Origin of the sequence: Methylobacterium sp. 88A (genome assembly GCF_000376345.1) — a bacterium.
GTDB classification, from domain to species: Bacteria; Pseudomonadota; Alphaproteobacteria; order Rhizobiales; family Beijerinckiaceae; genus Methylobacterium; species Methylobacterium bullatum.
On the sequence record NZ_AQVT01000001.1, the window covers coordinates 143,231 to 168,429 of the forward strand.

Sequence of the window (25,199 nt, forward strand, 5' to 3'; positions counted from 1 at the left end):
ATTCAGCTCGCCGCGACGGCGCTGGCATCGACGCCCGCGCGACCGCCGATGCGGGCATGGATCATTGCCACCAGCCCTTCCGCTGCGGCGGCCTCGCCGAACAGAGCCGCGTAGCGAGCGCGGGCGGCCGCCGGAAAGTCCTGCCATGAAGCCGGATCGGTCACGATCCGCTCCAGGGCGGAGGCGAGGCTCCGCGCATCGTCGGGCGTGACGACCCAGCCGCTCGACCCCTCCTCGACCACCTCCGTCAGCCCGCCGATGCGGGACACGACGGGGGGGCGGCCATAGGCCATGGCCTCGATCGCCACGCGGCCGAGGGATTCCGGCAGGCGCGACGGCACCGTGACCACGTCGGCCCAGCGATAGAGATCGGATGGATCGTCGACGAAGGGAGACAGGCGGATGATCGAGCCGAGTCCCGCATCCGCGATCTGGCGGCCGAGCGCCTCTTCGCGCGCCGTATCCTCGAAGGCGCTGCCGACGATGCGGACCTCGAGCCGCGCGCGCACCTCCGGCGGCAGCGAGCGGATCGCCTCGACCAGGATCTCCTGGCCCTTGATGCGGCTGATCCGGCCCAGCATCAGCAGGCGCAGGCGACGCGAGCCGTCATAGGTCGAGGCCGGTGGCGTCTCGGGACCCGCAATGCCGTTATAGACCACCCGCATGGCGACCTTGGAGGTCAGCGAGAAGGCCTTCGCGGTGGCGCGGGAGTTGAACACGATGTCGGCCCCGCTCCAGCGGATCAGCCCGCGCAGCAGCTTCAGGGTGGCGCCCTGCGGGATCTCGTGGACATGCACGATGGCACGGCCGGGGCAGAGCCGGGCGGCCAGGAGATAATCCGCCACCACCGAGGTGTTGATGTAGACGAGGTCGCTCGCGCGCAGCCGCCGCCAGGCGCGCAGCATCGCCACAGGCAGTGTCAGCAGGCCGAGGGTGGCGAGGCGCGGCAGGTCGCGGCGCCGGAGAATCCAGAGCGGCTCGAACACGATCCGCGAGGCAACGCCTTCGAGGGCGGCCACGATGGGGCCGGTGCGGGGCAGGACGACGTCGATGACGGCGGCGGGATAGGCCGCGCGAAAGATCCGCACGCTCTCAACGAAGCTGCGGTCGGACCCGTAGAGTTCGTATCCCTGGTGGACGCAGGTGATGCGCATGCCGACTCGACCCTAATCCCGACCTGAACTGCCCCAAGATGACATGCCACGATGTTTTCAATCGTTACCGGGCAAGAACCTCACCCAGTGTAATCATGGGGCATGGTTGCCTGGAGATGTTTCTCGTGTCCCGTCGCGGGACGGTTGGGGGCTAAAGGAGACTCGGATGCCGTCGCACAAGCCCTCTCTGCTGATCCTGGGGACGCGTGGCATTCCCGCATCCCATGGCGGCTTTGAAACCTTCGCCGAGAAGCTCGCGCTCTTTCTCGTGAAGCGCGGCTGGCATGTGGCGGTCTATTGCCAGGACGAGGTCGAGGCGGTGAGCGAGCGTTTCCGCACGACCACCTGGCAAGGCGTCGAGCTCATCCATGTGGCCGTCTCCACCAGCGGCCCGCGGGCGACCCTGGATTTCGACTGGCATTGCGTGCGCGATGCCGCCAGGCGGGGCGGCGTCAGCCTCGTCCTCGGCTATAACGGGGCGGTCTTCCTGCCGTATCTGCGCCTCTCCGGCGCGAAGATCATCACCAATATGGACGGCATCGAGTGGAAGCGGCCGAAATGGTCCATGGCGGTGCGCGCCTGGTTCTGGACCAATGAGTGGATCGCCGCCTGGTCTTCGCACCGCCTCGTGGCCGACCACCCCGCCATCGCCGACCATGTGGCCACGCGCCGTCCGCGATCCGCCATCGCCACCATCCCGTATGGCGGCGATCCGATCTCGGCGGCGCCGACCGGGCCCATCGAGGCCATGGGCCTGAAGCCGGGGCGGTACATGACCTCGATCGCCCGGATCGAGCCCGACAACAACATCCTCACCATGGTCGATGCCTTCTCGCGCAAGGTGCGGGGCATGCGGCTCGTGGTCCTCGGCACGCTCTCCGACAGCAATCCCTATCATCGCGCCGTGAGGGAGGCGGCCAGCGACGAGGTGCTCTTTCCCGGCGCCATCTATGAATCCGAGACGATCAGATCCCTGCGCTTCCATGCGCGGGCCTATCTGCACGGGCATACGGTGGGCGGCACCAACCCGTCCCTTGTGGAGGCTCTGTGGGCCGGCAACGCGGTGGTCGCCCACGACAATCCGTTCAACCGGGGGACGGCGGGCGAGGAGCAGTTCTACTTCGCCGATGCGGATGCCTGTGAGCGGCACATCGAAACCCTGATCGCGGACGATGGCGCGGCGAGACGGGCGGGGGTCGCCTCGCTCGCCCGTGCTGCCGACCGCTTCGAATGGTCGGAGATCCTGAAGCAGTACGAGGCCGAGGCGACGGCGCTCGGGGGCTTCGCCGCGCCGGCGGGCCAGGAGTCGAAGCACTCCGGCACCTCGTCCGCCCATCTCCCCCCGGCCCCGATGGCGATGGGAGGCCAGAGCCGAGATCGCGCATCGTGAGGCCAGTGCCCACGCGCAGGGCGATCCTCGCGGCTGCGGCTTTGACGGCGGTACGGGTCCCGGCCGCCGCCGCCACGCCGCCGCTCCGCCTGAGGCGCGGCGTGAATACCTGGCCGTGGTTTTCCCTGACGCGGGAATTCCCGGCGCCGCGCACGGATTACGGGACGCCGCCGTTCCAGGAGGGCCGGCCCGTCCCGACCGGCCGCGACCTCGCCCGTCTGCGAGCGGCCGGGTTCGACTTCCTGCGCCTGCCCGTCGATCCCGGCCCCTTCGCCGCCGCTGTGCCGGAGGAGCGCGAGCGTCTCATGGCCGACCTCAGGGCCGCTTTGGAGGCAGCGTTGCGCGCGGATCTCGCGGTCCTCGTCAACGTGCAGGCCAATGGCGCGACCCATCACTGGAACCCGCAGAATTTCTACGGCGATCCCGGCGCGCCGCTGTTTCCCGCCTATCGCCGCTTCGTCTCCGACCTCGCCCGACTGCTGGAGGGGATCGCCCCTGAGCGGCTGGCGCTGGAGCCCGTCAACGAGCCGCCGCAGGGATGCGGCGCGGCATCGTGGCTGACGATCCAGGACGACCTCCTCGGCGAGGCCCGCCGGGTCGCCCCGCGCCTGACACTCGTGGCCTGCGGCGCCTGCGGCAGCATGATCACCGGGCTCACCGCCCTCGACCCCGCGCCGCTGGCCCGCTTCGCGCCGTTGCTGTTCACCTTCCACTATTACGAGCCCTACCTGTTCAGCCATCAGGGGGCGCCCTGGATGCGCGAGCCGGTCTACCGCGCCCTCAACGCGGTGCCCTGGCCCGCCTCCGCCGGTCGCCTCGAGTCGACGCTCACCGCCGTGCGGACCCGGATGGCCGGTGATGCCGGTCTGTCGGCGGAGGCGAAGCGCGACGCCTACGCCCTGACCGAGGCCAAGCTCGGCGAGTACTTCGCCGCCCAGCCGGACAAACGATACCTCGCCCGCCACCTCGCCATGGTGGGGGAATGGGCCCGCCGCCACGGCATAGCGCCGGCGAATATCGTCCTCGGAGAGTTCGGCGCCCTGCGCAGCGATGCGCGCTACGTCGCCTCCCATGCGGAGGACCGGGCGCGCTACGTCCGCGACGTGCGGGAGGCGGCCGAGGCCGAGGGTTTCCCCTGGGCGTTCTGGAACCTGTTCGACGGGATGGGGCTGATGGACGATGCAACCAAGCGGCTCGATCCGGCCATCGTCACCGCCCTTGGTCTGCGCCTCCCGGCGGACGATCGCTGACCGCGTGGAACAGGCCGAGGAGGAGGATGGCGAATTTGGCGAGCAGCGTGGTCTTGCCGCCGATCCCCTCGAACGTGTTCACCAGGATGACGAAGGCGATGACGGGCAGGAACGTGCCGGGGCGGCAGTGGCGGACCAGCTCGATCATGTAGAGCGTCACCGCTACGGTGAGCAGCACCGTCATGAAGATGCCCTGGTAGACGAGGGTCCGGACGATGGGGTTCTCGATGCCCCATTCGAGCCCGCTCACGCGCCGGAGCGAATCCACGAGGCTCATATCCGGGCCGACCAGCAATTCGCGGAAGGGGATGCTGGCGACGAGGTCGAGCATTTCCACGCGAGCATTGGCGCTGCCGCCATCGGCCATGAACCGGCTGAGCAGCGCGTCGAAGAACCCGCCGGCCGCGAGGCCGCCGATGCCGAGGGGCACGAGGGTGAACAGGAAGATCCCCCCCGCCGCCGCCAGGAGCGGGATCCGGCCCGCGCTCAGCACCTTGTGCAGGGCGAAGAGACCGTAGCCGCCGCCGAAGATCAGCGTCACCACCATGGCCGAGCGCCCGCCGAAGGCGACGAGGGCGGCGAGTTGCAGCCCGATCATCGCGAGCCGTTGCGGAACGGTCATGCGTCCGCCGCCACCGATGAGGGCGAGGACGTAGCAGGCAGTGAGGGTGGCGTTGCCGAGGGGGTGTCCCTGAAGTGCGGCCGAGCGCGTATCGGTTGCGAAGACCTGACCGTCGAGCCGGTATGGGAAGAACAGGGTCTTCGTCGCGAATTCCGTGAGGCCGAGCAGGGCGTTGACCAGCAGCACCGCATGAACCGTCAGTTCGAGGCGCCTCCAGGTGAGCGCGTCGCGGTCGGCCAGCAGGACGACGAAGAGGCCCGGCAGCAGGAACGTGTCCAGCGCCCCCGCCATGCCGGGGCCGCTGCGCAGGACGATGTGCAGGAACAGCCCGATGCTGCACGCGGCCAGCAGCATTCCTGCCGGCCGCACCTGCACGGCATAGACGAGGTAGCCCGCCGGGTTGCCCGACTTCAGCGCGGCCCAACCGAACAGGACGATGACCAGATAGGTCGAGGGATGGATCTTCTGCGGCGCCGCGCCGGTGAGCCCGTCGTAATTGATCCCGACATTCCACAACATGCCGCCCGACACGCCGAGGATCAGCACGGTGAGGGCGATCAGGCCGAACGGCATCGGGCTGCGCGACGCCGCTCCGGCTTCCTTCCGTCCTCGGGCCGGGGAATGAACCGCGCTCCTCATGGTCCGCCCGTCACGCCGCCGCCGCGTAGCGATCGACGAACAGGCTGCCCGAGACCGGCCGGCCGAGCACTTCCGAGATGTCGAGGATATCGAGGAGGTCGCGCTGGCGCGTGGCGCCGTTTTTCGCCACGATCAGCAGCCGGTCGCTGGCAGCGGCGAGGGGCCCGATCCGCAGGTTGCCGGTGAGCACGCCGCCATCGATGAGAATGAGGTCGAAGCTCGATTTGGCGGCGGCGAGGAACTGCTCGATGTTGGCCCGGCTCAGGGCCTCGCGCGAGGCCTTGGCGAGATCGCCGATGCCGATCCGCGCGGCACCGCTCTCCGCATCCGCCTTGGCCGCCGCCGTCATCCCGACCTCGCCGCGCAAGACCTCGATGAGGCCGGGGCCGGAGGCGTTCTCCTCCGGTGTCGCTTCGAGGTCCGCCTCGACCACGAGCACGCGCTCGCCGCGCGCCGTGGCCACCGCCGCGAGGAGATGGATCGTCGAGCGCCGGTCCGCCGTATCCGAGGCCGCCGAGGTGACGAGCACGCTCAACGCCTGGCCCGGCGGGTGGATCTGGCCGCGCACGCTGGCCAGCCGGTCGAGGGTCAGGCTCGCGGCGACGCTGGCCGGACGCTCGCTTCCCGCCTTGAACTCCGGATAGGTGGCGACCACGGAGGTGTGGGAGAGCCGCTCCATCTGGCGCCGGGACAGGACGGTGGGATCGAGATATTCGCGCACGAAGGCGAGGCCGGCCCCGAGGCCGAGGCCGCTGACGAGGCCGCCGACGAACAGCAGGAGGCGCAGGGGCCAGCTCCGCTCGGCGGGCGGACGGGCCCAGCTGATGACGCGGGCATTGGTGGTGTCGATGCCGGTCTGTTCCTGGATCTCGCGCGAGCGGTTGAGGAAGTTGCTGTAGACGGCCCGGCTGGTATCCACCTCACGTTCGAGCTCACGCAGGCGCACGGAGGCTTCGCCGGTGACGATGGAGCCCCGCTTCAGCTCGTCGAGATTCGCGGTCAGCGCTTTCTCGTTGGCGACGGCGCGCTGGTAATCCGTCTCGGCCGAGCGGGCGATGCGGGTCAGCTCCGTCTCGGTCAGGCGTTTGACGTCCTGCATCTGGGTCCGCACCGCCTCGATGAAGGGGTGGCGGTTGCCGAGCTGGGTGCGCAGATCCGCTTCCTTGCTCGCGAGTTCCGCATATTGGCTGCGCAAGCGCTCGATCACCGCGGACTGGATCGCCTCCGGGGCCGTGTCCGGTCCGAACGCAGTACTCCCGCGCGCGTCCTTGATCTGCTGCAGCCGGGTGCGCGCCTCCGCCGTGCGGGCGCGGGCGGCCACGATGCGGTTGTTGCTCTCGGCCAGTTGCTGCTCGCTGATGAGTTGGCCGCTCGCCGTGATCAACCCGTTCTCGGCCTTGAACGTCTCGACCTTGTTCTCGGCGACGTTGACGCGCTTGCGCAGGTCGTCGAGGCGCGACGCCATCTCGGACGAGGCCCGCGAGGCCGCGTCGGCGCGGGCGGAGGTCTGGTCCTTGAGGTAGGCGGCGGCGATGGCGTTGACGATCCTGGCCGCCTTGTCCGGGTTGCCCGCGGTGACCACGACATCCACCACGAAGACCTTGTCGGCGCGCTTCACCGCGAGCCTGCGCCGCAGGGCGCGGACGGCCCGGGCCTCGGCTGCGGCATCGGTGGCGGGTGCGGCGCCTTCGCCCTGGAGGGTGCGCAGCGTCCAGCTGAGGAAGCCGGTGCCGACGCCGCCGAAATCCGGGTCGTCGAGCAATCCGGCATCGCGGGCGGCACGGGTCAGGACCGAATCCGATTCGATCACCCGCGCCTGGCTCTCTACCTGCATCACACCGCCATCCGGCGCCATGGCGACGGGATTGACGTCGTTGGTGACGATCTGCTTGTCGCGCGGGTCGATCAGGATCTGGGCCGTGGCCGCGTAGAGCGGCGGTGCGAGGAAGCCGTAGGCCACCGCGATGAAGGTGAGCAGCGCGGCGGTTCCGAGCACCCAGGCCCGGCGCACGGTGAGGATGCGCCAGAGATCGCCGATCTCGGCGCTCTTGTCGGGCTCGGAGGAGGGCGGCCGGTCGATGCTGGATCGACCGATCCAATCCGCCGCCGCGATATGTCTGTCGATCTGTGCCATCGGATGCTCGGGCCGTGGCCGGGATACAGCCCGTCCTTCGGATACAGGCATGATCCGACTTTACTGACGATTCACCAACACCGGGGGATTTCCCCGATCTCGGCCCCCTTCGTGTCGGGCATGGTTAGCGAAACATTAAAGTAATCCCGCCGCCGGTGATTATGCCGAAGGCGATGAAGAGTTTCTCAATCGTGATGGTGTAGCGGGAAAACATGAGGGGGCGTCCTGCGTCGGACCGATCCCGCCATTCCGTGGCTTTCGGCCTCGGCTTTCGACTGTCCGGGGACCGACGACGATGCGCCTGCGACTGAGGCTGGATGGACGCGCTCCCCGCCGCTGGCATCTCCGCCTTCTGGAACGGCTCGCAGCACTTCCCGGGCTGGGCGTTGAGGTCGACCGCTCGCCGGGGCCGGGGGGCCTACCGGACAATGCCGCGCTGCTGTTCCGCCTCGAAGCTCTGCTGAACCGGCTGTCCCTCGGCGGTCTGTCCGCCCCCGTCCCGGGAAGCGCATTCGCTGCTTATCCCGAGCCCACGGCGGGGGCGTCATGCATCCTCGATCTCTGTGGCGATGCGGAGGGCGGCCCGGACCTTCCGGTCTGGCGCCTCGGCTTCGACGGCGTGGCGGGAGAGGGCGCGCTTCTCGCCGCGCTTCTCGCCGGCCGCTCTCCCGTGGCGGCCCTTTCCACGGATGGGAGGATCATCGCCTCCGGGCGCTTCGGCGCCGAGGATCGCGGCACCATGCTCACCGCGTTCGAGGACGGGCTGATCCGCAGCATCACGCTCATCGTCGGCGCGCTGTCGGGCGCCCGGCCGCTTCTCCGGGACGGCGTCCCGGTGTCGCCGGAGGCGCCCGCCCTGACCGTGAAGACGATCGGCACCCGCGCCGCGAAGATGGCGGCGCGGCTCGTCGTCCGGCGCCTCTACTACCTCTGCTATCGCGCGCCCCATTGGCGCGTCGGCTGGCGTCGGTTGGCCGGCCCGGATCTCGTGGACCTGCGTGCGCATCCCTCGTCCGGCTGGCACGACCTGGCGGATGACGGCCTGCGCTTCTACGCCGATCCGTTCGGGATCGAGCACGAGGGCCGTACCATCCTCTTCGTCGAGGACTTCCCGCACGCGACGGGCAAGGCGCTGATCTCGGCTGTGGCCTTCGATGGGAACGGCCCGGTTGGACCGCCGGTCCCCGTGCTGGAGGAGCCGTATCACCTGTCCTATCCGTTCGTGTTCGAGCGCGACGGGTCGTTCTGGATGATCCCGGAGAGCTGCGCCAACGGCACGGTCGACCTCTACCGGGCCACGGCCTTTCCGGGCGGCTGGGTTAGGGAAGCGACGCTGCTCAGCGGCATCACGGCCAGCGATCCGACCCTGCTGGAGCGGGACGGCCGCTGGTGGATGTTCGCGACGGTGCGCGATCAGGCCGCCGATGTCGGCGGAGGGACGGTGCTCGGCTCCTACCACGACAGCCTGCATCTCTGGTCGGCCCCGAATTTCCGTGGCCCTTGGACGCCGCATGCGCACAACCCGGTCCTCATCGACATCGCCTCCGCGCGGCCGGCGGGACGCATCGTCGAGCGGGATGGGGTCTTGATCCGCCCGGTCCAGGATTGCCGCCTGGGTTATGGCGAGGCCCTGGCGCTGGCGCGGATCGACCGCCTCGACGACGAGGGTTACGCGCAGACCGTGGAGACGATCCTGCGCTCGGGTCCGCTCTTTCCCGGCACCCGTCTTCACACCCTCAACCGGACCTCGGCCTACGAGTTCATCGACGGCTCGGCCCGCTCCCCCCGTTGGCGCAGGGGGCGATAGCCCGGCTCAGACGGTCTTGGTGCGCCCGATCGCCGGTCCGCGCGGCTTGGCGAAGGCCGTGCGCAGCAGGTGGAGGGCGTGCAGGCCGTAGCGGCCGACGCGGTTGCGCAGGCGCCGCAGGGTCCATACCGCACCGCTGCCGACCGTGATCTGGCGGGCATAGAGGCTCGCCTGAAGGCATTGCCGGTCGGAGGTCTGCTTGATCGGGTCGGCGTAGAATTCGGCGATCTTGTCCTTGCCCATTCCCGGGGTGGCGAACCAGCGCGGGAGGTGCTCGGAGCAGAGCCGGTCGACATCGGTCAGCACCTTTCCGATCCCGGTCCCGGGGATCGGACAGGGGGTCAGAAAGGCGTCGCCGAGGAGCACGACCCCGTCGCGTTCCGCATCGGCCGCCTGGACGACGTCGATGGGGCGCATCTCCACCGGGCCTGTGACGGTGAGGTCCGGGCAGAGGCGGGCGAGGCCGGGCATGGCCTGCCGCATCAGCGCCTCGGGCGATTTGCGGAACTCCTTCACCCAGGGATCGGAGAGTGCGCGGTATACGAAGAGATTGGCCCGCATCGTCGCGCCGATGGGAAAGAGCGTGACATAGGCCACCGTCTTGTCCGCGCTCTCGCCGTAATAGGTGAGGGATTCGAAGCCGAAGGACGAGGGCGGGGCCGCCATGTCGAAGCCGAAGCACAGGGAGTGCTTCTCGCTGATCATGGTCCTGCCGATACCGACCTTGCGCCGGAGCACGTCGCCGAGGCCGGTGGCCAGGAGAACCAGCCGCGCGGTGCGCACGCTGCCATCGGCGAGGGTGACCGTCTGCCGTTCCGGGCCGGTCTCGATTTCCGCCACGCGCCCGATGACCAGGGGCGAGGAGGCGGGCAGGGCGCCGCGCAGGTCGTTGATGAGGGGCGTGTAATGGACGCCGTATTCGCGCACGGCATGCCGCGAGACCAGATGGCCGAAGCGCGTGACGCAGACCTCGTCCACCGGCGTCGTCACGGCCCGCGCCAGTTCGCCGAAGCCGAGCTTCTCGAACAGGTCCATCTGCGGCACGCCGAGCTTTTCCGCCCGGAAGTCGGGGGGATAGACCGCGTGAGTGTCGATGATCGCCGCGTCGTAACCGGCCCGTGTGAGCGCAATGGTCGCGGTAGTCCCGGCGAGGCCTGCTCCGATGACGATGACGTCGTGGTGGATCTCAGACATCCAGAACCTCCCGCCCGAGCCCGAATGGGCCGCCTCTCCTCCCCCCGTGCGTCCGCCGTGCCATCTTGGCACGCATTCGCGGCGCAGGCGGGTCGGGACAACCCCTCGCAGCAGGGCATATGCCGCCCGCTCCGTCCCGATCAAGGTGCGCCGTCAGCCTAAAGAATCCGTGCGGTTAACACTGCCGTTTCGAGCCGGGCCGGCAAGTTACGTCGGCGAGTTACCTCGGCAAGTCGAGCCGCGCGCGAAGACCATGGAAGCTTCCGCGGTCGAGACGAAGCGTGCCGCCATAGAGTTCGGCCAGTTCCGTGGTGATCGACAGGCCGAACCCGTGGCCGGGCACGGTCTCGTCCAGGCGTTTGCCGCGCCCGAGAACCCCGGCGGCTGCGTCCGCGTCGAGGCCCGGCCCGTCATCCTCGACCGTGATGGTGACGCCCCGTTGGTTGAGCGCGGCAGCGATCCGGACCCGCGCCCGGCACCAGCGGCAGGCATTGTCGATGAGGTTGCCGAGCATCTCGTCGACGTCCTGGCCGTCGCAGGCCACCGCGATGCCGTCCGCCACCTCCACCGAAAAGGCGATGCCCTTCTCGGCATAGAGCCGCGCGAAGGTGGAGCGGAGATCGGACACGGGCGCCTCCAGCGCCGTCCTCTCGCGGGTGGCCCCGCCCAGAGCCGCCGAGCGGGCGCGGCGCAGATGATGGCGGATCTGCCCGTCCATGCCCGAAACCAGAGTCGTGAGCCGGCCGTCGGGATCGCGCTCCCCGTCCCGCAGCGCCATGGTCAGGGTCGCGAGCGGCGTCTTCAACCCGTGAGCGAGGTTGGCCACATGGGTGCGTGCCCGTTCGAGATTCGCCGCGTTTTCGCCGAGCAGCGCGTTCACCTCGCGGACCAGGGGGCGGATCTCCGCCGGCTGCGTCTCCGGCACCTGTGCGCGCTTGCCGGCGCGAATCTCGGCGAGGTCCCGGCGCAGGCGTTCCAGCGGTCGGAGGCCCAGGCGCACCTGCGCGACGAGGCCGGCGAGAAGACAGAGGCCGAGCACGGCGAGGATCAGCGCCAGTGTGAGGCTCGCCTCGCGGACGGGGCCGCGCAGGGCCGCCATGGGCGCGGAGGCGACGATCGTCGCCGGGCCGATCCCCGCCGCATCCGGCAGGGCGAGGATGCGCAGGATCACCGGGTTGCCCCAGGGGTCGACGGCGTCCGCAGGGTGGGGACGGTCGCGGTGCCGACCCCCGCCGTCCGGGCGGTCGTCTTCCGGAACGGTGAGGTCGCGGCCTTCCAGGGAGCCGGAGCGGAGGATCGTGTCGCGCTGCCGGACCTGCCAGGACCAGCCCGACCGGTCGCGGTCGAAGGGCGGCCCGTCGAGGTTGCGCCCGAGGGCGAGGCGGCCGTCGCGGCCCCGCTCGAGGCTCGATGCGATGGCGACGATCTGGCTGTCGAGGCGGCTGTCGAGCTGGCCGCGCACGAAGCGGTGCAGGATGAAGCCGATGGCGATTCCCGCCACAACGAGGGCGACGGTGACGAGGACGAGGGCGGCGAGGATCAGCCGCCGCTGCAGGGAGCCGCGATGCGGACGAGGCGGCCCGTGGGGAGCCGGTCCGTGGGGAGCCGGTCCGTGGGGAGGTCGCGGCCGGGTCACGCCGCCTCCCCCGGCACCAGCTGGTAGCCGTGGCCGCGCACGCCCTCGATCCGGGCCGGCGCGATCTTGCGGCGCAGGCGCGTGATGATGACCTCCACCGAGTTGGAATCGACCTCCGCGTCGCCGTCATAGACCCGCTCGATCAGCTGGCCACGGGGCACCACCCCGTCCTTGCGCAGGATCAGGCAGGAGAGCACCCGCCATTCGAGCCCGGTCAGCTTGAGGGGCAGGCCATCCCGCTCGAACGTGCCGAGGCCGGCATCGTAGGTGAGAGGTCCGCAGACGATCCGGTTGGCCCCGTGCGCCGAGGCGCGGCGCACCAGAGCGCGCAGGCGGATGACGAGTTCCTCCACCCGGAACGGCTTCACGAGGTAATCGTCCGCCCCCGCCTTGAAGCCCGCGACCTTGTCGCTCCAGCCGTCCCGCGCGGTGAGGATCAGCACCGGCACGGTCCGCCCGGCGGCCCGCCAGGCCTGGAGCACCGAGACGCCGTCGCGCTTGGGCAGGCCGAGATCGAGCACCACGGCGTCGTAGGTCTCCGTTTCGCCGAGATGCTGGCCGTCCTCGCCGTTGACCGCGTGGTCGAGGGCGAAGTTCTCGGCGCGCAGGGTCTTGGCGATCTCGGCGGCGAGGGCCGCATCGTCCTCCACCAGAAGGAGCTTCATCGGAATCCGTATCCTTGGGGATGCAGGGGCAGCCCCGGCGCCTACGCGCCGCGCTTTAACCGGGGCTGAACCGCGCGGTTCAGATCGGGTTGGAGGGGCGAGCCTAGAACGGCGTCAACCCGAGAGGGGATCCGCTTTTCCAGGACATCGACACCATGACGACCGAGAAGACCATCGACGGAACCGCCACCGAGATGCCGAGCCCCGCCGCCGCCCCGCGCCGCTCGCGCCGCGGCTGGATCGTCGGCGCCATCGCCGCTCCCCTGGCCTTCGGGGCCGTCGGCCTTTCCCTGGCGCAGAATTCCGGCGTGACCCTCACTCCCGTCGCGCCGGTCACCGTCGCACAGCTCGCTCCTTCCGCCGCCATCGCGGCCAAGGGCGAGGTCGCGGAAATCTTCGGCAACAAGTTCATTCTGCAGGACGGCTCCGGCCGTGCCCTGGTCGAGACCGGCAAGCAGGGCGAGGGCGGTACGCTCGTCGCCAAGGGTGAGGCAGTCACGGTGCAGGGCCGCTTCGAGAACGGCTTTTTCCACGCTACCCTCCTCACCCGGGCCGATGGCAAGACGGTGGTGCTCGGTCCGGCGCGCGGTCCGAAGCCCGGTGGCCTCGACTGGGCGAAGGACAAGGTCGGCCTCGGCCCCGAGATCGATGCACCCGCGCTCACCGCGAAGGTCGAGGCGGCCGGCTATACCGACATCCGCGTCACCGGGCGCGGTCCGCGCCATCTCGACATGGCGGCCAAGGGCCAGGACGGGCGCGAGCGCCTGCTCCATGTCGGGTTCGACGGCGACATCCGCGAGAAGCGCAGCTTCTGACGATGACATTTCCCTCCCTCGGACCTCCGGGGGAGGGCTTGAGGCCTTCTCCATCATCGGGATCGACGACAATGCCAAAGACCGCGACCGCCACTGGAATCGTCTGGGCCGTCTTCGGCCATCGCCTCGCGCTGGAGGGGAACGGCACGAGGAGTCTCGCCGATCTCGGTCCCAAAGCGGTGTCGGAAGGGATGCCGAGGGTCGGAGACACCGTCACCGTCGAGGGCGAGGTCACGCCCTGCGAGATCAAGGTGTCCCGCCTCGTCCTCGCCGACGGCGCGGTGCGCATCATCGCGCGGCCGGAAAAGGGGCACGGCAAGGGCGATCCGGACACGGCGCTGCGCCTCGTCCGCGATGCCGGTTACCGCGTCGAAGGACCGCTGGTTCGCAAGCCGAGACATTTCGAGATTCGCGGCATCCGGGACGGAGAGACCTTCGACGTCCATGTCCATGACGACCACGGGATCCGGACAGAAAAGCGTATCGCGGTCTAGAAGCCGAGTATTCCACATACCGAATACACTGCTGATCTTGTCTGCCGTGCCGGGGCTTCGACGCTCACGCAGAATTCAATCCCCGCCGAGGAACCTTCATTTCGGGCTGGGGTTTGCCGCTCCGATCGACCCGAGGCCTTGGCTCCCGAGCCAGTGACACGCGCCGATCGGTCCCCTTCATGACATGCTTCGAAAGATCGATCGGATGACGAGCGTGCCCGCCGCCGACCAGGATCGGGGTCGCGCCCCGTCGCAGCGGACGCTGCGCGGGCTCGATGCCCTCAACTTCTTCCTCGCCGACGTCCGGGACGGGCTCGGCCCCTATCTCGCCATCTATCTCATCGCCGTGCGCGGTCCCGACCAGGGCTGGAATGAGGCGACGACCGGAATGATCATGACGATCGCCGGCATTGCCGGGCTGATCGCGCAGACGCCGGCCGGGGCGCTGATCGACCGGACCAACCACAAGCGCGCCATCGTCATCGCCGGGGCGCTGGCGGTCACGGCGAGCTGCCTGCTCCTTCCCTTCGTCACGAATTTCTATCTGGTGGCCGCGACCCAGTCCGTCGCCGGCATCGCCGGGGCGGTGTTCCCGCCGGCGCTCGCCGCGATCACCCTCGGCGTGGTGGGGCCGAAGATGTTCTCCAAGCGCATCGGCCGCAACGAGGGCTTCAACCATGCGGGCAACGCGGTCTCGGCGGCCATCGCCGGATCGACGGCCTATTTCTTCGGGCCCATCGTGGTGTTCTGGCTGATGGCCGTGCTCGCGGTGCTGAGCGTCGGGGCCATGCTGATGGTGCCGGCCAAGGACATCGACGACGACCTCGCCCGAGGCCTCGACGAGACGGCGGGGGAGGGCGGCGAACAGGCATCCGGGATCAAGGCCCTGCTGCAGAACCGCACCTTGATGCTGTTCGCCCTGTTGGCCGCGATCTTCCACTTGTCCAACGCGGCGATGCTGACCTCGGTGGGGCAGCTGCTGACCAAGCTTTCGGGGAAGGAGAGCGCGACCTCGCTCATCTCGGTCTGCATCGTGGCCGCCCAGTTCGTCATGGTGCCGGTGGCGGTCTTCGTCGGCGCCAAGGCCGACGCGATCGGGCGCAAGCCGATCTTCCTCGTGGCCTTCGGCGTGCTCGCCATCCGGGGCGTGCTCTACACCTTCTCGGACAACCCGTTCTACCTCGTCGCCGTGCAACTCCTCGACGGGATCGGTGCCGGCATCTACGGCGCGCTCTTCCCCATCGTCGTCGCCGACCTCACCCGAGGCACCGGACGGTTCAACGTCTCGCAGGGCGCCGTCGCGACGACGCAGGGGCTCGGCGCCTCGTTCTCGGCGACGCTGGCCGGTCTCATCATCGTGTCGGCGGGCTATTCGACAGCGTTCCTGGTCCTGGCGGCAATCGCGGCGGCGGGGTTCGTCCTCTACCTCGTGGCCATGCCGGAGACCTACGGGTTCGAGCCACCGAAAACGGCCTCGAAGCCCCCGGGCGCCAATGGGCCGGAGCCGATGGCGGCCTCTCCCGCCTGACGGCGCGTCCGGCAGGACCGAAGCCGACCAAACCCTCCGAGTTTTCAGACGACGCCCCCCTTCTTCGTCACCCCGCCCGTTCGAACCGGGGCCGGGCGCGTCACATGACGGGCCGTGAAGCGAGACATGCCATGACCCATCCCGCCATGACCCATCCCGCGAGCGCACGGGACGATATCCTCGCCTTCGCCCATATCGGCGATCTGCACCTCACCGAAGGGCATCTCGAGAACGCCCGCGATTTCCTCGCCATCGTCGCGCAGCTCGGCGCGGTCGAGGGGCTCGATTTCGCGTACCTGCCCGGCGACAACGCCGAGAATGGGCTGCCCGAGCAATATGCCCTCGTCCGCCAGGGCCTCCTGGGATTCCCGCTCCCCGTCCATGTCATCACGGGAGATCACGACATGGAGGGCGGCAGCCTCGATGCCTTCCATGCCGGCCTCGGCGCACGGCCACTTCCCTACGCCACCGACATCTCCGGCATCCGCTGCCTCTTCCTCGACATGTGCGGGCCGGGAACCGGCGGTCCGGATTTCCGCCTGGGCGACGCACAGCTCGCCTGGCTCGAAGGCGAAATCCAGCTGGCCGAGTGCGACGGTCTCGACTGCGCCCTGTTCATGCACAGCTACCCCGCAGACCTGAAAGGCGAGGGCGAGGCCGCCCGCGTCGGCCATCTCGTCTCGCAGTCGCGCGTGCGCCTCGTGGAAATGGGCCACACCCATTACAACGAGCTCGCCAATGACGGCCGAACCATCTTCGCGGCCACTCGCTCCACCGGGCAGGTCGAGGAAGGGCCGGTCGGCTATGCCATCGCCGCGATCGATGGCGGCGTCGTCAGCTGGCGCTTCAAAGAGCTGGCCGAGCCCTGGCCCTTCGTCCTCGTCACCGCCCCCGCCGACCGGCGCCTCGCCCATGACGACGGGCACCGGGTGCGCGACACGGTGGAGGTGCGCGCGCTCGTCCTCGGCGCCTCCGCCGTCACCGCTTGCGAGGTCAGCGTCGATGGCGGGCCGTGGCAGGCGATGACCCGCGCCGACGGCGACCGGCGTTACCGTGCGTCGATCCCCTGGGACGCGGCGGCGCGCCGCCTCACCGTGCGGGCCTCGGACGCGGCCGGGGGCACGGGGCGGGACGTGGTGGAGCCCGCCACCGACCGGTCCCGCTTGCCGGTCTCGAAGGGGATCGGCAGCGACGCGGATTCCATCGGCGCCTGGCCCGCGAAGGGCCTCCTCGGTACTCAGCTCGGCCCCAATCGGAACGGCCGACACTGGTAGTCGTCACGCCGCTCCCTCGACCCTGACAGGATTTCGCCCGCCCATGTTCGCACTCCCCGTGACGCCGCATCTGGCGACCTGGATCATCGCCGGACTGGCGACAGTCGGGGTCATCACCCGGCCCTTCGCCTGGCCGGAGGCGGTCTGGGCCGTGCTCGGAGCCGGGGCGCTGCTGGTGCTGGGCCTGATCTCGCCGGAAGCGGCTTGGGACGGCGTGCGCAAGGGGACGGATGTCTACCTGTTCCTCGTCGGCATGATGCTGCTCGCAGAGATCGCCAGGAAGGAGGGCCTGTTCGATTGGCTCGCCGGCATCGCCGTGCGCCAGGCCAGGGGGTCGGCGACGCGCCTGTTCCTGCTGGTCTACCTCGTCGGAACCGTTGTCACGGTGTTCCTCTCCAACGATGCCTGCGCCGTCGTGCTGACCCCGGCGGTCTATGCCGCGGCCAAGGCGGCGGAGGCCGAGCCGCTGCCCTACCTCTTCATCTGCGCCTTCATCGCCAATGCGGCGAGCTTCGTGCTGCCGATCTCGAACCCGGCCAACCTCGTCGTCTATGCCGCGCACATGCCGCCGCTCAGCGAATGGCTGGCGCGGTTCGCGCTGCCCTCGATCCTGGCCATCGTCGCCACCTACATCGTCCTGCGCCTGACCCAGAACTCCGTCCTGCGGCAGCAATTACTCGCCCGGGACGTCGAGGCGACGCCGCTCTCGGGCACCGGCAAGGTCGCCGGTCTCGGCATCGTCGCCACCGCCGGGGCCCTCATCGCCGCCTCGGCCTACGATCTCGAACTCGGCCTGCCGACCTTCGTCGCCGGCCTCGCCACCACGCTCCTCGTCCTGGCGATCAAGCGGGGCGGAGCGGTGGAGGTCGTCAAGGACGTGTCCTGGGGCGTGCTGCCCCTGGTGGCCGGGCTGTTCGTGCTGGTCGAGGCCCTGGAGAAGACCGGTGTCCTGACCCTGCTCGCCGATCACCTCAAGCGGGCGACGCAAGCCTCGCCCGATGCCGCGGCCTGGGGCGGCGGAACCCTGGTGGCGGTGCTCTCCAACCTCGTCAACAACCTGCCGGCCGGCCTGATCGCGGGGGCGGCCGTGCAGCAGGCCGACGTCTCCGAGAAGGTCGCCGGGGCGATCCTCATCGGCATCGATCTCGGCCCCAACCTGTCGGTCACCGGATCGCTCGCCACCATCCTGTGGCTCACCGCCATCCGCCGCGAAGGGGAGGATGTCGGCTTCTGGCGCTTCCTCAAGCTCGGCCTGCTGGTGATGCCGCCGGCCCTCATCCTCGCCCTGGCCGGCCTGCTCCTCCTGCCCTGATCCCCCTCCGTTCCGAGGTCGACCCGACATGAACGCGGCCCTGCTCTATCCCTTCATCCTGGTCGCCGGCGCGCTTCAGGCGGCGGGCAATTCCATGAACGCGCGCCTGCGCGTGGCCCTGGTCAATCCGTGGCTCGCGGCCTCCGTCTCGTTCTCGCTCATCGTGTTCGTCTTCGTCACGCTGTTTGTGGTGATGCCGACGCCGCTGCCCAGCCTGGAACAGCTCGGCGGCATGCCGTGGTGGGCACCGTTGGGCGGGCTTGCCGGAGCGGTGGCGGTGTTCGGCGGCCTCGCCTTCGTCGACAAGGTCGGAGCCGGGCCGTTCAACGGGTTGCTCATCACCGCCAACATCCTGACATCGCTGGCCATCGATCATTTCGGCTGGCTCGGCATGCAGGCGAACCCGCAGGGGCTGCTGCACCTCCTCGGCGGCGGCCTGATGGTGGGCGGCATCGTCCTCATCGCCCGGTTCTGAGGCCTCCCGTCCGCACCGATGGAGATCCCACGCACATGACCGGCCCCCTGTTCTATCCCTTCATCCTCGTCGCCGGCGCCCTTCAGGCCATCGGCGTCACCATGAACGCGGCGCTTCGCGGCGCGCTCGTCAATCCGTGGCTCGCGGCGGCGGTCTCGTTCCTGCCGATCGTCTTCGTCTTCGTCGCGATGCTGGCGATCCGTCCGGTCCCGCTCCCGACCCGCGACGACCTCGCGGGAATGCCGTGGTGGGCGCCGCTCGGCGGCATTGCCGGGGCAGTGGCGGTGTTCGGCGGCCTCCTCTTCGTCGACAAGGTGGGGGCCGGCGCCTTCAACGGGCTGCTCATCACCGCCAACCTGCTGACGTCGCTGGCCATCGACCATTTCGGCTGGCTCGGGATGCCGAAGCACCGCGCCGGCAAGGCACGGATCGCGGGCGCAGCGTTGATGGTGGCCGGAATCGTCCTCATCGCGGCGTTTTGACGGGGACATCCACCGGGATTTACCTGCGCGACCCCCGCGAGTCCTTGCCAGGGTTCGCTTTTTGGTGCCCGGACGTGCTATGTCCCGGCGATCCCGCCTGAAGCCGGTCCCGTGCGAAGGGTGTGTGGATCACCCTTCCTCGCCGCCGATCGCGGAATTTCACGTCCGCCGGCACTCGTCTCGATCGTCGACATGATGCGCCGCGCGAGCGGGCACGAGCGGTTCATCCGCCGCTGCCGCCTCCGCCCTGGCGAATGATGCGGTCGTTGCGCGGGCGGCGGGGCGAGGGGAGCCAGGAAGGACGACGATGAGCGACGAAACCGACGCCAGGACCCGGTCCGAAGAGCGCGCCGAGCGCGCGGAGCGGATGGCCAAGGAAGGCGCGCAGGCGATGGCGGAGCATCTGCAATCGGTGAAGGAGATCGACGAGCGCACCGTGAAGCTGCGCGCCCTTCGCCTCGCCAAGGAAGCCGCCGAGGCCGCGGAGAAGGCTGCTGCTCCCGCGCCGGCCCCCAAACGCAAGCGCTCCGCGAGCTGAGCCAGACAGCCTTACCAGGAAACCGACCCATGGCATTCGATCGGACCCGTCGCGCCAGCGACCCCCGCCAGGCGGCGGAAGCCGCCTTCAAGGCCGCCACCACCAAGGCGCCCGACACTCCCAAACCCGTCGAACGCGCCCCCGCCGCGCCGCTCAGCCCGCCCGGTGCCCGCGAGATGGTGTCCCTGCGCCTCGACCGCGCCGTGCTGGAGCATTTCCAGAAGGACGGCCCAGGCTGGCAGGACCGGATCAACGCGGCGCTGAAGGGCATCGCCGGGATCTGATCCGGCATCCGCTCGATCGATGTCAAGCGTTCGACGAGCCGGGGTGGTGCTCCGTGCGAGCGGCCACCAAGCCCGACATCCGATGTCATCGCCCGGATTCGGACCGGTCGCCACTCTGACAACCGGAAGCCGCCCTTGCGATCGTTCGCCGAGGATGAGGCGGTCGGACCTCGTTCGAGAAACGAGCGGGCACGGCTTGCCGATTCAATAGCGCAAATAGGAACAAAAACCTTTATCGATGCAGCCGACCGGGATCGGTTGGCTTCGGACATCGCAGGAGAGTTGGTGAGATAGGGCGTCAGCACGAGCGTCCGAACGGCGGCAATCCGCCGGGCTCCGGAGGTATCCGAGAGCCCGGAGTTGAAGACGGCGGACACGGTGTCTGACCCCAGCAACGAGTCGGTGCGGTACCGGCCGCCGGGGGGCACCTATACCCCGCCCGTGGAAAGAGCATCGTTGGTGATGACCTCAGTGAGTGCCTCCTTCCGAGAAGGCGGCCCCACTGCAAGCCGGGCTTGCGTCGGCCCAGGCGCGATTCTGCGCGCGAACGGATGCCCGCATTTTTTTCGGAAAAGTGAAACGTTCTCCTCGATCCGATTGTGTCGCGGGTGAGGGCGCGGGCCGCGCGCTGTATCTTCGAATTTTCATGACTTTCATCCTAAAATGATCTATATTCCTATTTCCTGGTCGCCGATCGGGTGACCGTGGATCACAGCAGGGCCAAGTTCAATGCCGAAGATCGAAATTCAGAGCGACTTGATCGTATATTCGACGGCTGCAGGCACCGACACGTTGCAGGCGGCGATCAACCAGGCAATTGCCGCCCAAAAACCTCTCTATATTGGCCCTGGTTCGTACAGTGTCACAAGCCTCAGGATCGACGACAAGGTCAAGATTTTTGCCATGAAGGGCTCCGTGACAATCACTTCGTCTGGCGCCAACTGTTTCTATATTACCGTTCAGTCTGGAGTTTCAGGCAGCCGGATTTCCGATGTGACCATTGAAGGCATCAATCTCGATGGAGAAAATAAGAGCGCCTAACAGAACCGTTTGATCTGGTTGAGAGTGATGAGACTGGTCGCGAGGCTCGTGAAGGCCTCGTAGATGTCGCTGCGTCGCTCGTAGCGGACGGGTAGGCGGCGGAAGCGGTTGAACCACGCGTGGGTACGCTCGACGACCCAACGATGCCGACCGAGTTTCTCGCTGCTTTCGATACCCTTCCGCGCGATGCGCGGGACGATCCCCCGCGCCCGGCACTCCTGTCGGCGGGGTCGGGCATCGTAGGCCTTGTCGGCGTGCAGCTTGTCCGGACGGCGTCGCGGTCGCCCTCGTCGGCCACTCCGCAGAGGCGGAATGGCATCGAGGGTGGCCGCCATCATGACGGTGTCGTGTCGGTTGGCCCCACTTAGGCAGAAGCCGAGCGGCGTGCCGCGCGCGTCGGTGACGAGGTGGCGCTTTGTGCCCGGCTTGCCCCGGTCCGTCGGGTTCGGGCCGGTGGCAGGCCCCCTTTTTTAGCCGGGACAGACGCGCTGTCCAAGCAAGCCCGGTTCCAGTCGATCTCACCCGCTGCGTGCAGGCGCTCCAGCAGCACGTGATGCAGGCGGCTCCATACGCCCGCCGCTTGCCAATCCCGCAGCCGCCGCCAGCAACTCATGCCGGAGCCGCAGCCCATCTCGGCCGGCAGCATCTCCCATGGCAGACCCGAGCGCAGCACGAACAGGATGCCCGTCAGTGCGGCCCGATTCTCGATCGGACGACGCCCGCCCTTGGGACGGGACCGAGGCGGCGGGAGGAGCGGAGCGATCTCATCCCAGAGATCATCGGGGAGAAGCGGTCTGGCCATGCAAAACCAACGCTCGACATCCGACTCGGTGCCGTTCTGTTAGGCGCTCTAAACCTTTTTCTAATGGCCTTACGCGGCCGGGCCTTATCCGTTGTGTCAATGCTGACCGACTGACCATCAAGGATTGCTTCATCAGTCGATCGGAACGATCTGGCATCGATCTTGTTCAAACCGCGGGGCTGATAAACAATAACGAGTTTTATGATTGTAGGGTCTCGGTATATTCCAACAAATCCGCAGGGCTGATCGTCTCTGATAATTATATACGCGATAGCAAAGACAATGGTGTTGTAATTTGGCGGGCTGATCAAGCGTTTGACGGCACCATCGTGAGATCCAATAAAATTTTTGGCGTGCAAAACAGTAGCGGCGGATCAGGTGAATTTGGAAACGCAATCTTTGTTTATCAAAGCAACAACGTTACCGCAAGTGAAAATAACGTGATTGGATGCAACTACTCTGCAATGCGCTTTAGTCAAAGCTCGAATTCAATTATTTGCAACAATCAAGTAAGTCTTGCTAGAGAAACCGCAATTTTCGTCGAGGCGCCCGACGAAAGCGGAGCGCTTTATGAGGGCATCGTGGTGTCGGGAAATACGATCTTCGATGCCGGACAAGGTATTACGGTCGTCAATCCCAACAAAGGGAGTCGCCGCACTACAATTTCTGGAAATACACTGAAAAATGTGACTCAAAAAACGTTTGACCAGTGGGCATCGCCATCGCGCGATCCTGCAACGCAGTACACGATCACCACTGGAGGGAACGGCATCACAGTGAGTTGTGACGTCGTAGTCAGCGGAAACACTATCGAAAATTGTGCGTTCTGCGGTGTCGCATTGACGATCTCCGGGTCATATAATTCGACGACGGGAGTAGTGCGCGATCAAAATACGGTCGCGGCATTGGTGTATGGTAATCTACTTAAAAATTGCCCGGTTGGCATCGGCTACGCTGACGACGATCCCAGAGGGTATGCAGAAGTCAGCGAGAACGTCATCATTGGTGCGACCAACGCGGCAATCACAAGAGTCGAGGCAACCAATGTTCCCAACGTTCCTGGAGCGCCGAACAATACGTTCGGACCTCTGGTCCGCCGGCCCGGCGCGCCGGATGTCGGTGGGAACGCCGATCCGATCACGACTCGTTTCTCATTCTTTAGAAACAAGGTAATTCCCAAAACGGTCTGATCGAAGCGTGGGGGAGTAGACGACCAAGAGCCTATTCCCCCACGCCGAACAGCTTCTCCAGGAAATTCCGGTCGTCCTGGCTCGGCCCGCGGGCGCGCTGGTTGGCGGCGACGCGGGGCGGCGGGGCGGCGGATTGCGGCTCGCCGAGGAGGGCGCCGATGAGGCCTCCCGGTGCGGTGCCGGTGGTGGCGGGAACCTCCGCCGGGGCGCGGTTGCGCCAATGGTTGGCGCCCGGCAGCATCGTCGGAGTCTGGCCCTTGAGGGCCACGGTCATGTAGGTCTTCCAGATCTCGCCGGGCAGGTTGCCGCCGGAAACCTTCTTGGTGGACTCGCCGTCGTCGTTGCCGAGCCAGACGCCGGTGACGAGGGTCGACGAGTAGCCGATGAACCAGGCATCGCGGAAATCCTGGCTGGTGCCGGTCTTGCCGGCGAGGTCCCATCCCGGAACCTCGGCCTTCTTCGCGGTGCCCGAGACGAAGGTCTCGTGCATCATCGCGTTCATCATCGAGACGGTCTCGGCATTCATCACCCGGCCGAGATTGGTGTCCTTGCGCTGGTAGAGCGCCTTGCCCGTCGTGCTCTTCACGTTGGCGATGACGTAGGGGTTCACGCCCATGCCGCCATTGGCGAAGGCGGCGTAGGCGCCCACCATTTCCAGCGGGGTCACTTCCGAGGTGCCGAGCGCCAGTGAGCCGTTGCCCTGCAGCGGCGAGGAGATGCCCAGGCGCTGGGCCGCCTGCACCACCGCCTTCGGGCCGACTTCCTGGCCGAGGCGCACGGCCACGGTGTTGAGCGACAGCGCCAGCGCCTCGCGCAAGGGGACCGGCCCGCGATAGTCGCGCGAATAGTTCTCCGGGTTCCAGCCCTTGATGCTGATCGGCGCGTCGTCGCGCACGGTGTCCGGGGTCAGGCCGCGCTCCACGGCGGCGAGGTAGACGAAGGGCTTGAACGAGGAGCCCGGCTGGCGCTTGGCGGTGGTGGCCCGGTTGAACTGGCTCTGGGAATAATCGCGCCCGCCGATGAGCGCCCGGATCGCGCCGTCCGGCCTCATCGAGACCACGGCTCCCTGGGCGACGTTGTAGCGCGAACCCTTCTGGTTCAGCTCGTCCACCAGTGCCTTCTCGGCCGCGCCCTGGAGGCGGGTGTCCACGGTGGTGGTGACGACGATGTCGGTGTCGAATTTCGGCAGGAAGTCGTCGAGGACGTCCATGACGAGATCGGCCACGTAATTGGCCGAGCCGCCGCCACGGCTGCTCGCCGGACGTGCCGGTGTCGCCAGAGCCAGCTTCACCTCGGCGGGTTTGGCGAAGCCGAGCTCCTCCATCGCCGCGAGCACCTGGGCCGCGCGCGCCTGGGCGGCAGGCAGGTTGCGGTTGGGGGCGAGACGCGAGGGCGCCTGGACGAGGCCGCCGAGCATGGCGGCTTCGGCCAGCGTCACCGCCTTGGCGGGCTTGCCGAAATAGCGCTGGGCGGCGGCCTCGATGCCATAGGCGCCGGCGCCGAAATAGACCCGGTTCAGGTAGAGTTCGAGGATCTCGTCCTTGGTGTAGCGATGCTCCAGCCACAGGGCGAGGATCGCCTCCTGGATCTTTCGCGATGCGGAGCGCTCGGGCGTGAGAAACAGGTTCTTGGCGAGCTGCTGCGTCAGGGTCGATCCGCCCTGCGAGACGCCGCGGCGGGTGACGTTCTGGGCCACGGCGCGGGCGATGCCCACCGGGTCGACGCCGAAATGGCTGTAGAACCGCCGGTCCTCGATCGCCACGAAGGCGCGCGGCAGATAGGGCGGCAGCTCGGCGATGCTCACCACCCGGCCGCCGGTCTCGCCGCGATTGGCCAGGAGCGAACCGTCGCTGGCGAGGATCGCGATGTTGGGCGGGCGCTTCGGAACGGCGAGCTGGTCGATCGGCGGCAGTTGCGAGGCGTGGTAGGCCACCAGCCCCGCGATGGCGATGACGCCCCACAGGCCGAGCACGAGGGTGCCATAGAAGAGACCGCCCAGGAACGAGCGCCGGCGCGGCTTGCGGGCCGTTGTCTTGGCCCGCGCCGAGGGGCGCCGGGGGGCTTCGCCCTGGCCGTTGCTGCTCGTCGCGCGTCTGCCCACACCACCTCCGGCGCGATCGTCGCCGCTGAGCCGCAGGTCGAGGTCGCCGCGCCCACCGATGCGCCCTTCGGGCACGTCGAAGTTCGGCTCCTCCCGCCCGCGTCCCTTGCGTCCGTTCGCCATGCGTTTCGTCTGAACCTGTGAGCGTCCCGTGATCCGAGAGGCTCAGGTACCGCACGGTAAATACGGCGGGTTTAAGGGTTCCTAACCCAGATCGTTTTCGGGTTTTGAGATCATGGCGGAATGTTAATCGCTCTGCCGTGGCGGCTCGAATCGCGATTGCCGCTCTCTGAACCTCACCCACCGTTTCCACGGTCGTGATCGAAGAGTACGTTTTTGGAAACGATCGGTTTCCATCGTTTCTATTTGATT

At 68.0% G+C, this 25,199-nt stretch carries 22 protein-coding genes; 14 read left to right on the forward strand and 8 right to left on the reverse strand.

Annotated elements, in window-relative coordinates:
• Positions 1 to 2: 2 nt before the first annotated feature.
• Positions 3 to 1,154: a glycosyltransferase gene (locus A3OM_RS0100665; protein WP_018041800.1), complete on the reverse strand. Its 1,152-nt coding sequence runs from the start codon at positions 1,152 to 1,154 to the stop codon at positions 3 to 5.
• A gap of 166 nt (positions 1,155 to 1,320) precedes the next feature.
• On the opposite strand from A3OM_RS0100665, the gene A3OM_RS0100670 reads away from it, so the two are divergent.
• Both A3OM_RS0100670 and A3OM_RS0100675 read left to right on the forward strand, forming a co-directional pair.
• Positions 1,321 to 2,544: a DUF1972 domain-containing protein gene (locus A3OM_RS0100670; RefSeq protein ID WP_018041801.1), complete on the forward strand. Its 1,224-nt coding sequence runs from the start codon at positions 1,321 to 1,323 to the stop codon at positions 2,542 to 2,544.
• Positions 2,545 to 2,549: 5 nt separating this feature from the next.
• Positions 2,550 to 3,794 carry a cellulase family glycosylhydrolase gene (locus A3OM_RS0100675; RefSeq protein ID WP_245257821.1) on the forward strand — a complete coding sequence of 415 codons (1,245 nt, stop codon included), beginning with the start codon at positions 2,550 to 2,552 and terminating at the stop codon, positions 3,792 to 3,794.
• Here A3OM_RS0100675 and A3OM_RS0100680 read toward each other — a convergent pair.
• Both A3OM_RS0100680 and A3OM_RS0100685 read right to left on the reverse strand, forming a co-directional pair.
• A complete protein-coding gene (locus tag A3OM_RS0100680; protein WP_018041803.1) occupies positions 3,754 to 4,989 on the reverse strand; it encodes a VpsF family polysaccharide biosynthesis protein in 1,236 nt (411 codons plus the stop codon). The two genes, A3OM_RS0100675 and A3OM_RS0100680, sit on opposite strands and share 41 nt — an antisense overlap.
• Positions 4,990 to 5,065: 76 nt before the next feature.
• The gene (locus A3OM_RS0100685) at positions 5,066 to 7,189 is read right to left on the reverse strand and encodes an exopolysaccharide transport family protein (RefSeq protein WP_018041804.1); all 2,124 of its coding nucleotides are present in this window, start codon (positions 7,187 to 7,189) and stop codon (positions 5,066 to 5,068) included.
• A gap of 295 nt (positions 7,190 to 7,484) precedes the next feature.
• Here A3OM_RS0100685 and A3OM_RS0100695 point away from each other — a divergent pair, with 295 nt between their 5' ends.
• Complete coding sequence (locus A3OM_RS0100695; RefSeq protein WP_018041806.1) at positions 7,485 to 8,996, forward strand: hypothetical protein; 1,512 nt, start codon at positions 7,485 to 7,487, stop codon at positions 8,994 to 8,996.
• Positions 8,997 to 9,002: 6 nt separating this feature from the next.
• Here the strand turns inward: A3OM_RS0100695 and A3OM_RS0100700 are convergent, their stop codons facing one another.
• From A3OM_RS0100700 to A3OM_RS0100710, 3 genes are all read right to left on the reverse strand, one after another.
• On the reverse strand, positions 9,003 to 10,190 hold the full coding sequence (locus A3OM_RS0100700; protein ID WP_018041807.1) for an NAD(P)/FAD-dependent oxidoreductase: 1,188 nt from the start codon (positions 10,188 to 10,190) through the stop codon (positions 9,003 to 9,005).
• 220 nt (positions 10,191 to 10,410) lie between these two features.
• Positions 10,411 to 11,826: a HAMP domain-containing sensor histidine kinase gene (locus A3OM_RS0100705; protein ID WP_018041808.1), complete on the reverse strand. Its 1,416-nt coding sequence runs from the start codon at positions 11,824 to 11,826 to the stop codon at positions 10,411 to 10,413.
• Positions 11,823 to 12,491: a response regulator transcription factor gene (locus A3OM_RS0100710; protein ID WP_018041809.1), complete on the reverse strand. Its 669-nt coding sequence runs from the start codon at positions 12,489 to 12,491 to the stop codon at positions 11,823 to 11,825. Before A3OM_RS0100710 ends, A3OM_RS0100705 begins: the two co-directional genes overlap by 4 nt.
• A gap of 155 nt (positions 12,492 to 12,646) precedes the next feature.
• On the opposite strand from A3OM_RS0100710, the gene A3OM_RS0100715 reads away from it, so the two are divergent.
• The 10 genes from A3OM_RS0100715 (at position 12,647) to A3OM_RS0100760 (ending at position 20,734) form a co-directional block, all read left to right on the forward strand.
• Positions 12,647 to 13,306, forward strand: a complete 660-nt coding sequence (locus A3OM_RS0100715) for a hypothetical protein (RefSeq protein ID WP_018041810.1) — start codon at positions 12,647 to 12,649, stop codon at positions 13,304 to 13,306.
• A 71-nt stretch (positions 13,307 to 13,377) separates the two neighbouring features.
• The gene (locus tag A3OM_RS0100720) at positions 13,378 to 13,800 is read left to right on the forward strand and encodes a hypothetical protein (protein ID WP_018041811.1); all 423 of its coding nucleotides are present in this window, start codon (positions 13,378 to 13,380) and stop codon (positions 13,798 to 13,800) included.
• A 205-nt stretch (positions 13,801 to 14,005) separates the two neighbouring features.
• Positions 14,006 to 15,328, forward strand: coding sequence for an MFS transporter (locus A3OM_RS0100725; protein WP_043764400.1), 1,323 nt, complete (start codon positions 14,006 to 14,008; stop codon positions 15,326 to 15,328).
• A gap of 131 nt (positions 15,329 to 15,459) precedes the next feature.
• Positions 15,460 to 16,602: a metallophosphoesterase gene (locus A3OM_RS0100730; RefSeq protein WP_018041813.1), complete on the forward strand. Its 1,143-nt coding sequence runs from the start codon at positions 15,460 to 15,462 to the stop codon at positions 16,600 to 16,602.
• Positions 16,603 to 16,645: 43 nt separating this feature from the next.
• Positions 16,646 to 17,914 carry an arsenic transporter gene (locus tag A3OM_RS0100735; protein WP_018041814.1) on the forward strand — a complete coding sequence of 423 codons (1,269 nt, stop codon included), beginning with the start codon at positions 16,646 to 16,648 and terminating at the stop codon, positions 17,912 to 17,914.
• A 28-nt stretch (positions 17,915 to 17,942) separates the two neighbouring features.
• Entirely contained in the window at positions 17,943 to 18,389 is a 447-nt protein-coding gene (locus A3OM_RS0100740) for a DMT family transporter (RefSeq protein WP_018041815.1), read from the forward strand.
• A 35-nt stretch (positions 18,390 to 18,424) separates the two neighbouring features.
• Positions 18,425 to 18,871: a DMT family transporter gene (locus A3OM_RS0100745; protein WP_018041816.1), complete on the forward strand. Its 447-nt coding sequence runs from the start codon at positions 18,425 to 18,427 to the stop codon at positions 18,869 to 18,871.
• Positions 18,872 to 19,178: 307 nt separating this feature from the next.
• The gene (locus tag A3OM_RS0100750) at positions 19,179 to 19,409 is read left to right on the forward strand and encodes a hypothetical protein (RefSeq protein WP_018041817.1); all 231 of its coding nucleotides are present in this window, start codon (positions 19,179 to 19,181) and stop codon (positions 19,407 to 19,409) included.
• Between the two features lie 29 nt (positions 19,410 to 19,438).
• Complete coding sequence (locus tag A3OM_RS0100755; protein WP_018041818.1) at positions 19,439 to 19,693, forward strand: BrnA antitoxin family protein; 255 nt, start codon at positions 19,439 to 19,441, stop codon at positions 19,691 to 19,693.
• A 729-nt stretch (positions 19,694 to 20,422) separates the two neighbouring features.
• Complete coding sequence (locus A3OM_RS0100760; protein ID WP_018041819.1) at positions 20,423 to 20,734, forward strand: hypothetical protein; 312 nt, start codon at positions 20,423 to 20,425, stop codon at positions 20,732 to 20,734.
• Here the strand turns inward: A3OM_RS0100760 and A3OM_RS24940 are convergent.
• Positions 20,731 to 21,536, reverse strand: a protein-coding gene (locus A3OM_RS24940) for an IS5 family transposase (protein ID WP_085984205.1) whose coding sequence is annotated in 2 segments (ribosomal slippage) — positions 20,731 to 21,206 and positions 21,206 to 21,536 — 807 coding nt in all. Because the reading frame shifts where the segments join, the coding sequence is not laid out codon by codon here. The two genes, A3OM_RS0100760 and A3OM_RS24940, sit on opposite strands and share 4 nt — an antisense overlap.
• On the opposite strand from A3OM_RS24940, the gene A3OM_RS24945 reads away from it, so the two are divergent.
• Positions 21,425 to 22,726 carry a TIGR03808 family TAT-translocated repetitive protein gene (locus tag A3OM_RS24945; protein ID WP_081612722.1) on the forward strand — a complete coding sequence of 434 codons (1,302 nt, stop codon included), beginning with the start codon at positions 21,425 to 21,427 and terminating at the stop codon, positions 22,724 to 22,726. The two genes, A3OM_RS24940 and A3OM_RS24945, sit on opposite strands and share 112 nt — an antisense overlap.
• A gap of 31 nt (positions 22,727 to 22,757) precedes the next feature.
• On the opposite strand, the gene A3OM_RS0100770 is transcribed toward A3OM_RS24945, so the two are convergent.
• Complete coding sequence (locus A3OM_RS0100770) at positions 22,758 to 24,950, reverse strand: PBP1A family penicillin-binding protein (protein WP_018041821.1); 2,193 nt, start codon at positions 24,948 to 24,950, stop codon at positions 22,758 to 22,760.
• Between the last annotated feature and the right edge of the window lie 249 nt (positions 24,951 to 25,199).

Excerpts from the sequence above, each read along its gene's own strand:
- A3OM_RS0100750 (WP_018041817.1), top strand. The coding sequence starts at position 19,179 with ATGAGCGACGAAACCGACGCCAGGACCCGGTCCGAAGAGCGCGCCGAG.
- A3OM_RS0100745 (WP_018041816.1), top strand. The coding sequence starts at position 18,425 with ATGACCGGCCCCCTGTTCTATCCCTTCATCCTCGTCGCCGGCGCCCTT.
- A3OM_RS0100755 (WP_018041818.1), top strand. The coding sequence starts at position 19,439 with ATGGCATTCGATCGGACCCGTCGCGCCAGCGACCCCCGCCAGGCGGCG.
- A3OM_RS0100760 (WP_018041819.1), top strand. The coding sequence starts at position 20,423 with ATGCCGAAGATCGAAATTCAGAGCGACTTGATCGTATATTCGACGGCT.
- A3OM_RS0100680 (WP_018041803.1), bottom strand. The coding sequence starts at position 4,989 with ATGCCGTTCGGCCTGATCGCCCTCACCGTGCTGATCCTCGGCGTGTCG.
- A3OM_RS0100730 (WP_018041813.1), top strand. The coding sequence starts at position 15,460 with ATGACCCATCCCGCCATGACCCATCCCGCGAGCGCACGGGACGATATC.
- A3OM_RS0100710 (WP_018041809.1), bottom strand. The coding sequence starts at position 12,491 with ATGAAGCTCCTTCTGGTGGAGGACGATGCGGCCCTCGCCGCCGAGATC.
- A3OM_RS0100695 (WP_018041806.1), top strand. The coding sequence starts at position 7,485 with ATGCGCCTGCGACTGAGGCTGGATGGACGCGCTCCCCGCCGCTGGCAT.
- A3OM_RS0100725 (WP_043764400.1), top strand. The coding sequence starts at position 14,006 with ATGACGAGCGTGCCCGCCGCCGACCAGGATCGGGGTCGCGCCCCGTCG.
- A3OM_RS0100770 (WP_018041821.1), bottom strand. The coding sequence starts at position 24,950 with ATGGCGAACGGACGCAAGGGACGCGGGCGGGAGGAGCCGAACTTCGAC.
- A3OM_RS0100700 (WP_018041807.1), bottom strand. The coding sequence starts at position 10,190 with ATGTCTGAGATCCACCACGACGTCATCGTCATCGGAGCAGGCCTCGCC.
- A3OM_RS0100670 (WP_018041801.1), top strand. The coding sequence starts at position 1,321 with ATGCCGTCGCACAAGCCCTCTCTGCTGATCCTGGGGACGCGTGGCATT.
- A3OM_RS0100715 (WP_018041810.1), top strand. The coding sequence starts at position 12,647 with ATGACGACCGAGAAGACCATCGACGGAACCGCCACCGAGATGCCGAGC.
- A3OM_RS0100720 (WP_018041811.1), top strand. The coding sequence starts at position 13,378 with ATGCCAAAGACCGCGACCGCCACTGGAATCGTCTGGGCCGTCTTCGGC.
- A3OM_RS0100685 (WP_018041804.1), bottom strand. The coding sequence starts at position 7,189 with ATGGCACAGATCGACAGACATATCGCGGCGGCGGATTGGATCGGTCGA.
- A3OM_RS0100740 (WP_018041815.1), top strand. The coding sequence starts at position 17,943 with ATGAACGCGGCCCTGCTCTATCCCTTCATCCTGGTCGCCGGCGCGCTT.
- A3OM_RS0100735 (WP_018041814.1), top strand. The coding sequence starts at position 16,646 with ATGTTCGCACTCCCCGTGACGCCGCATCTGGCGACCTGGATCATCGCC.
- A3OM_RS0100665 (WP_018041800.1), bottom strand. The coding sequence starts at position 1,154 with ATGCGCATCACCTGCGTCCACCAGGGATACGAACTCTACGGGTCCGAC.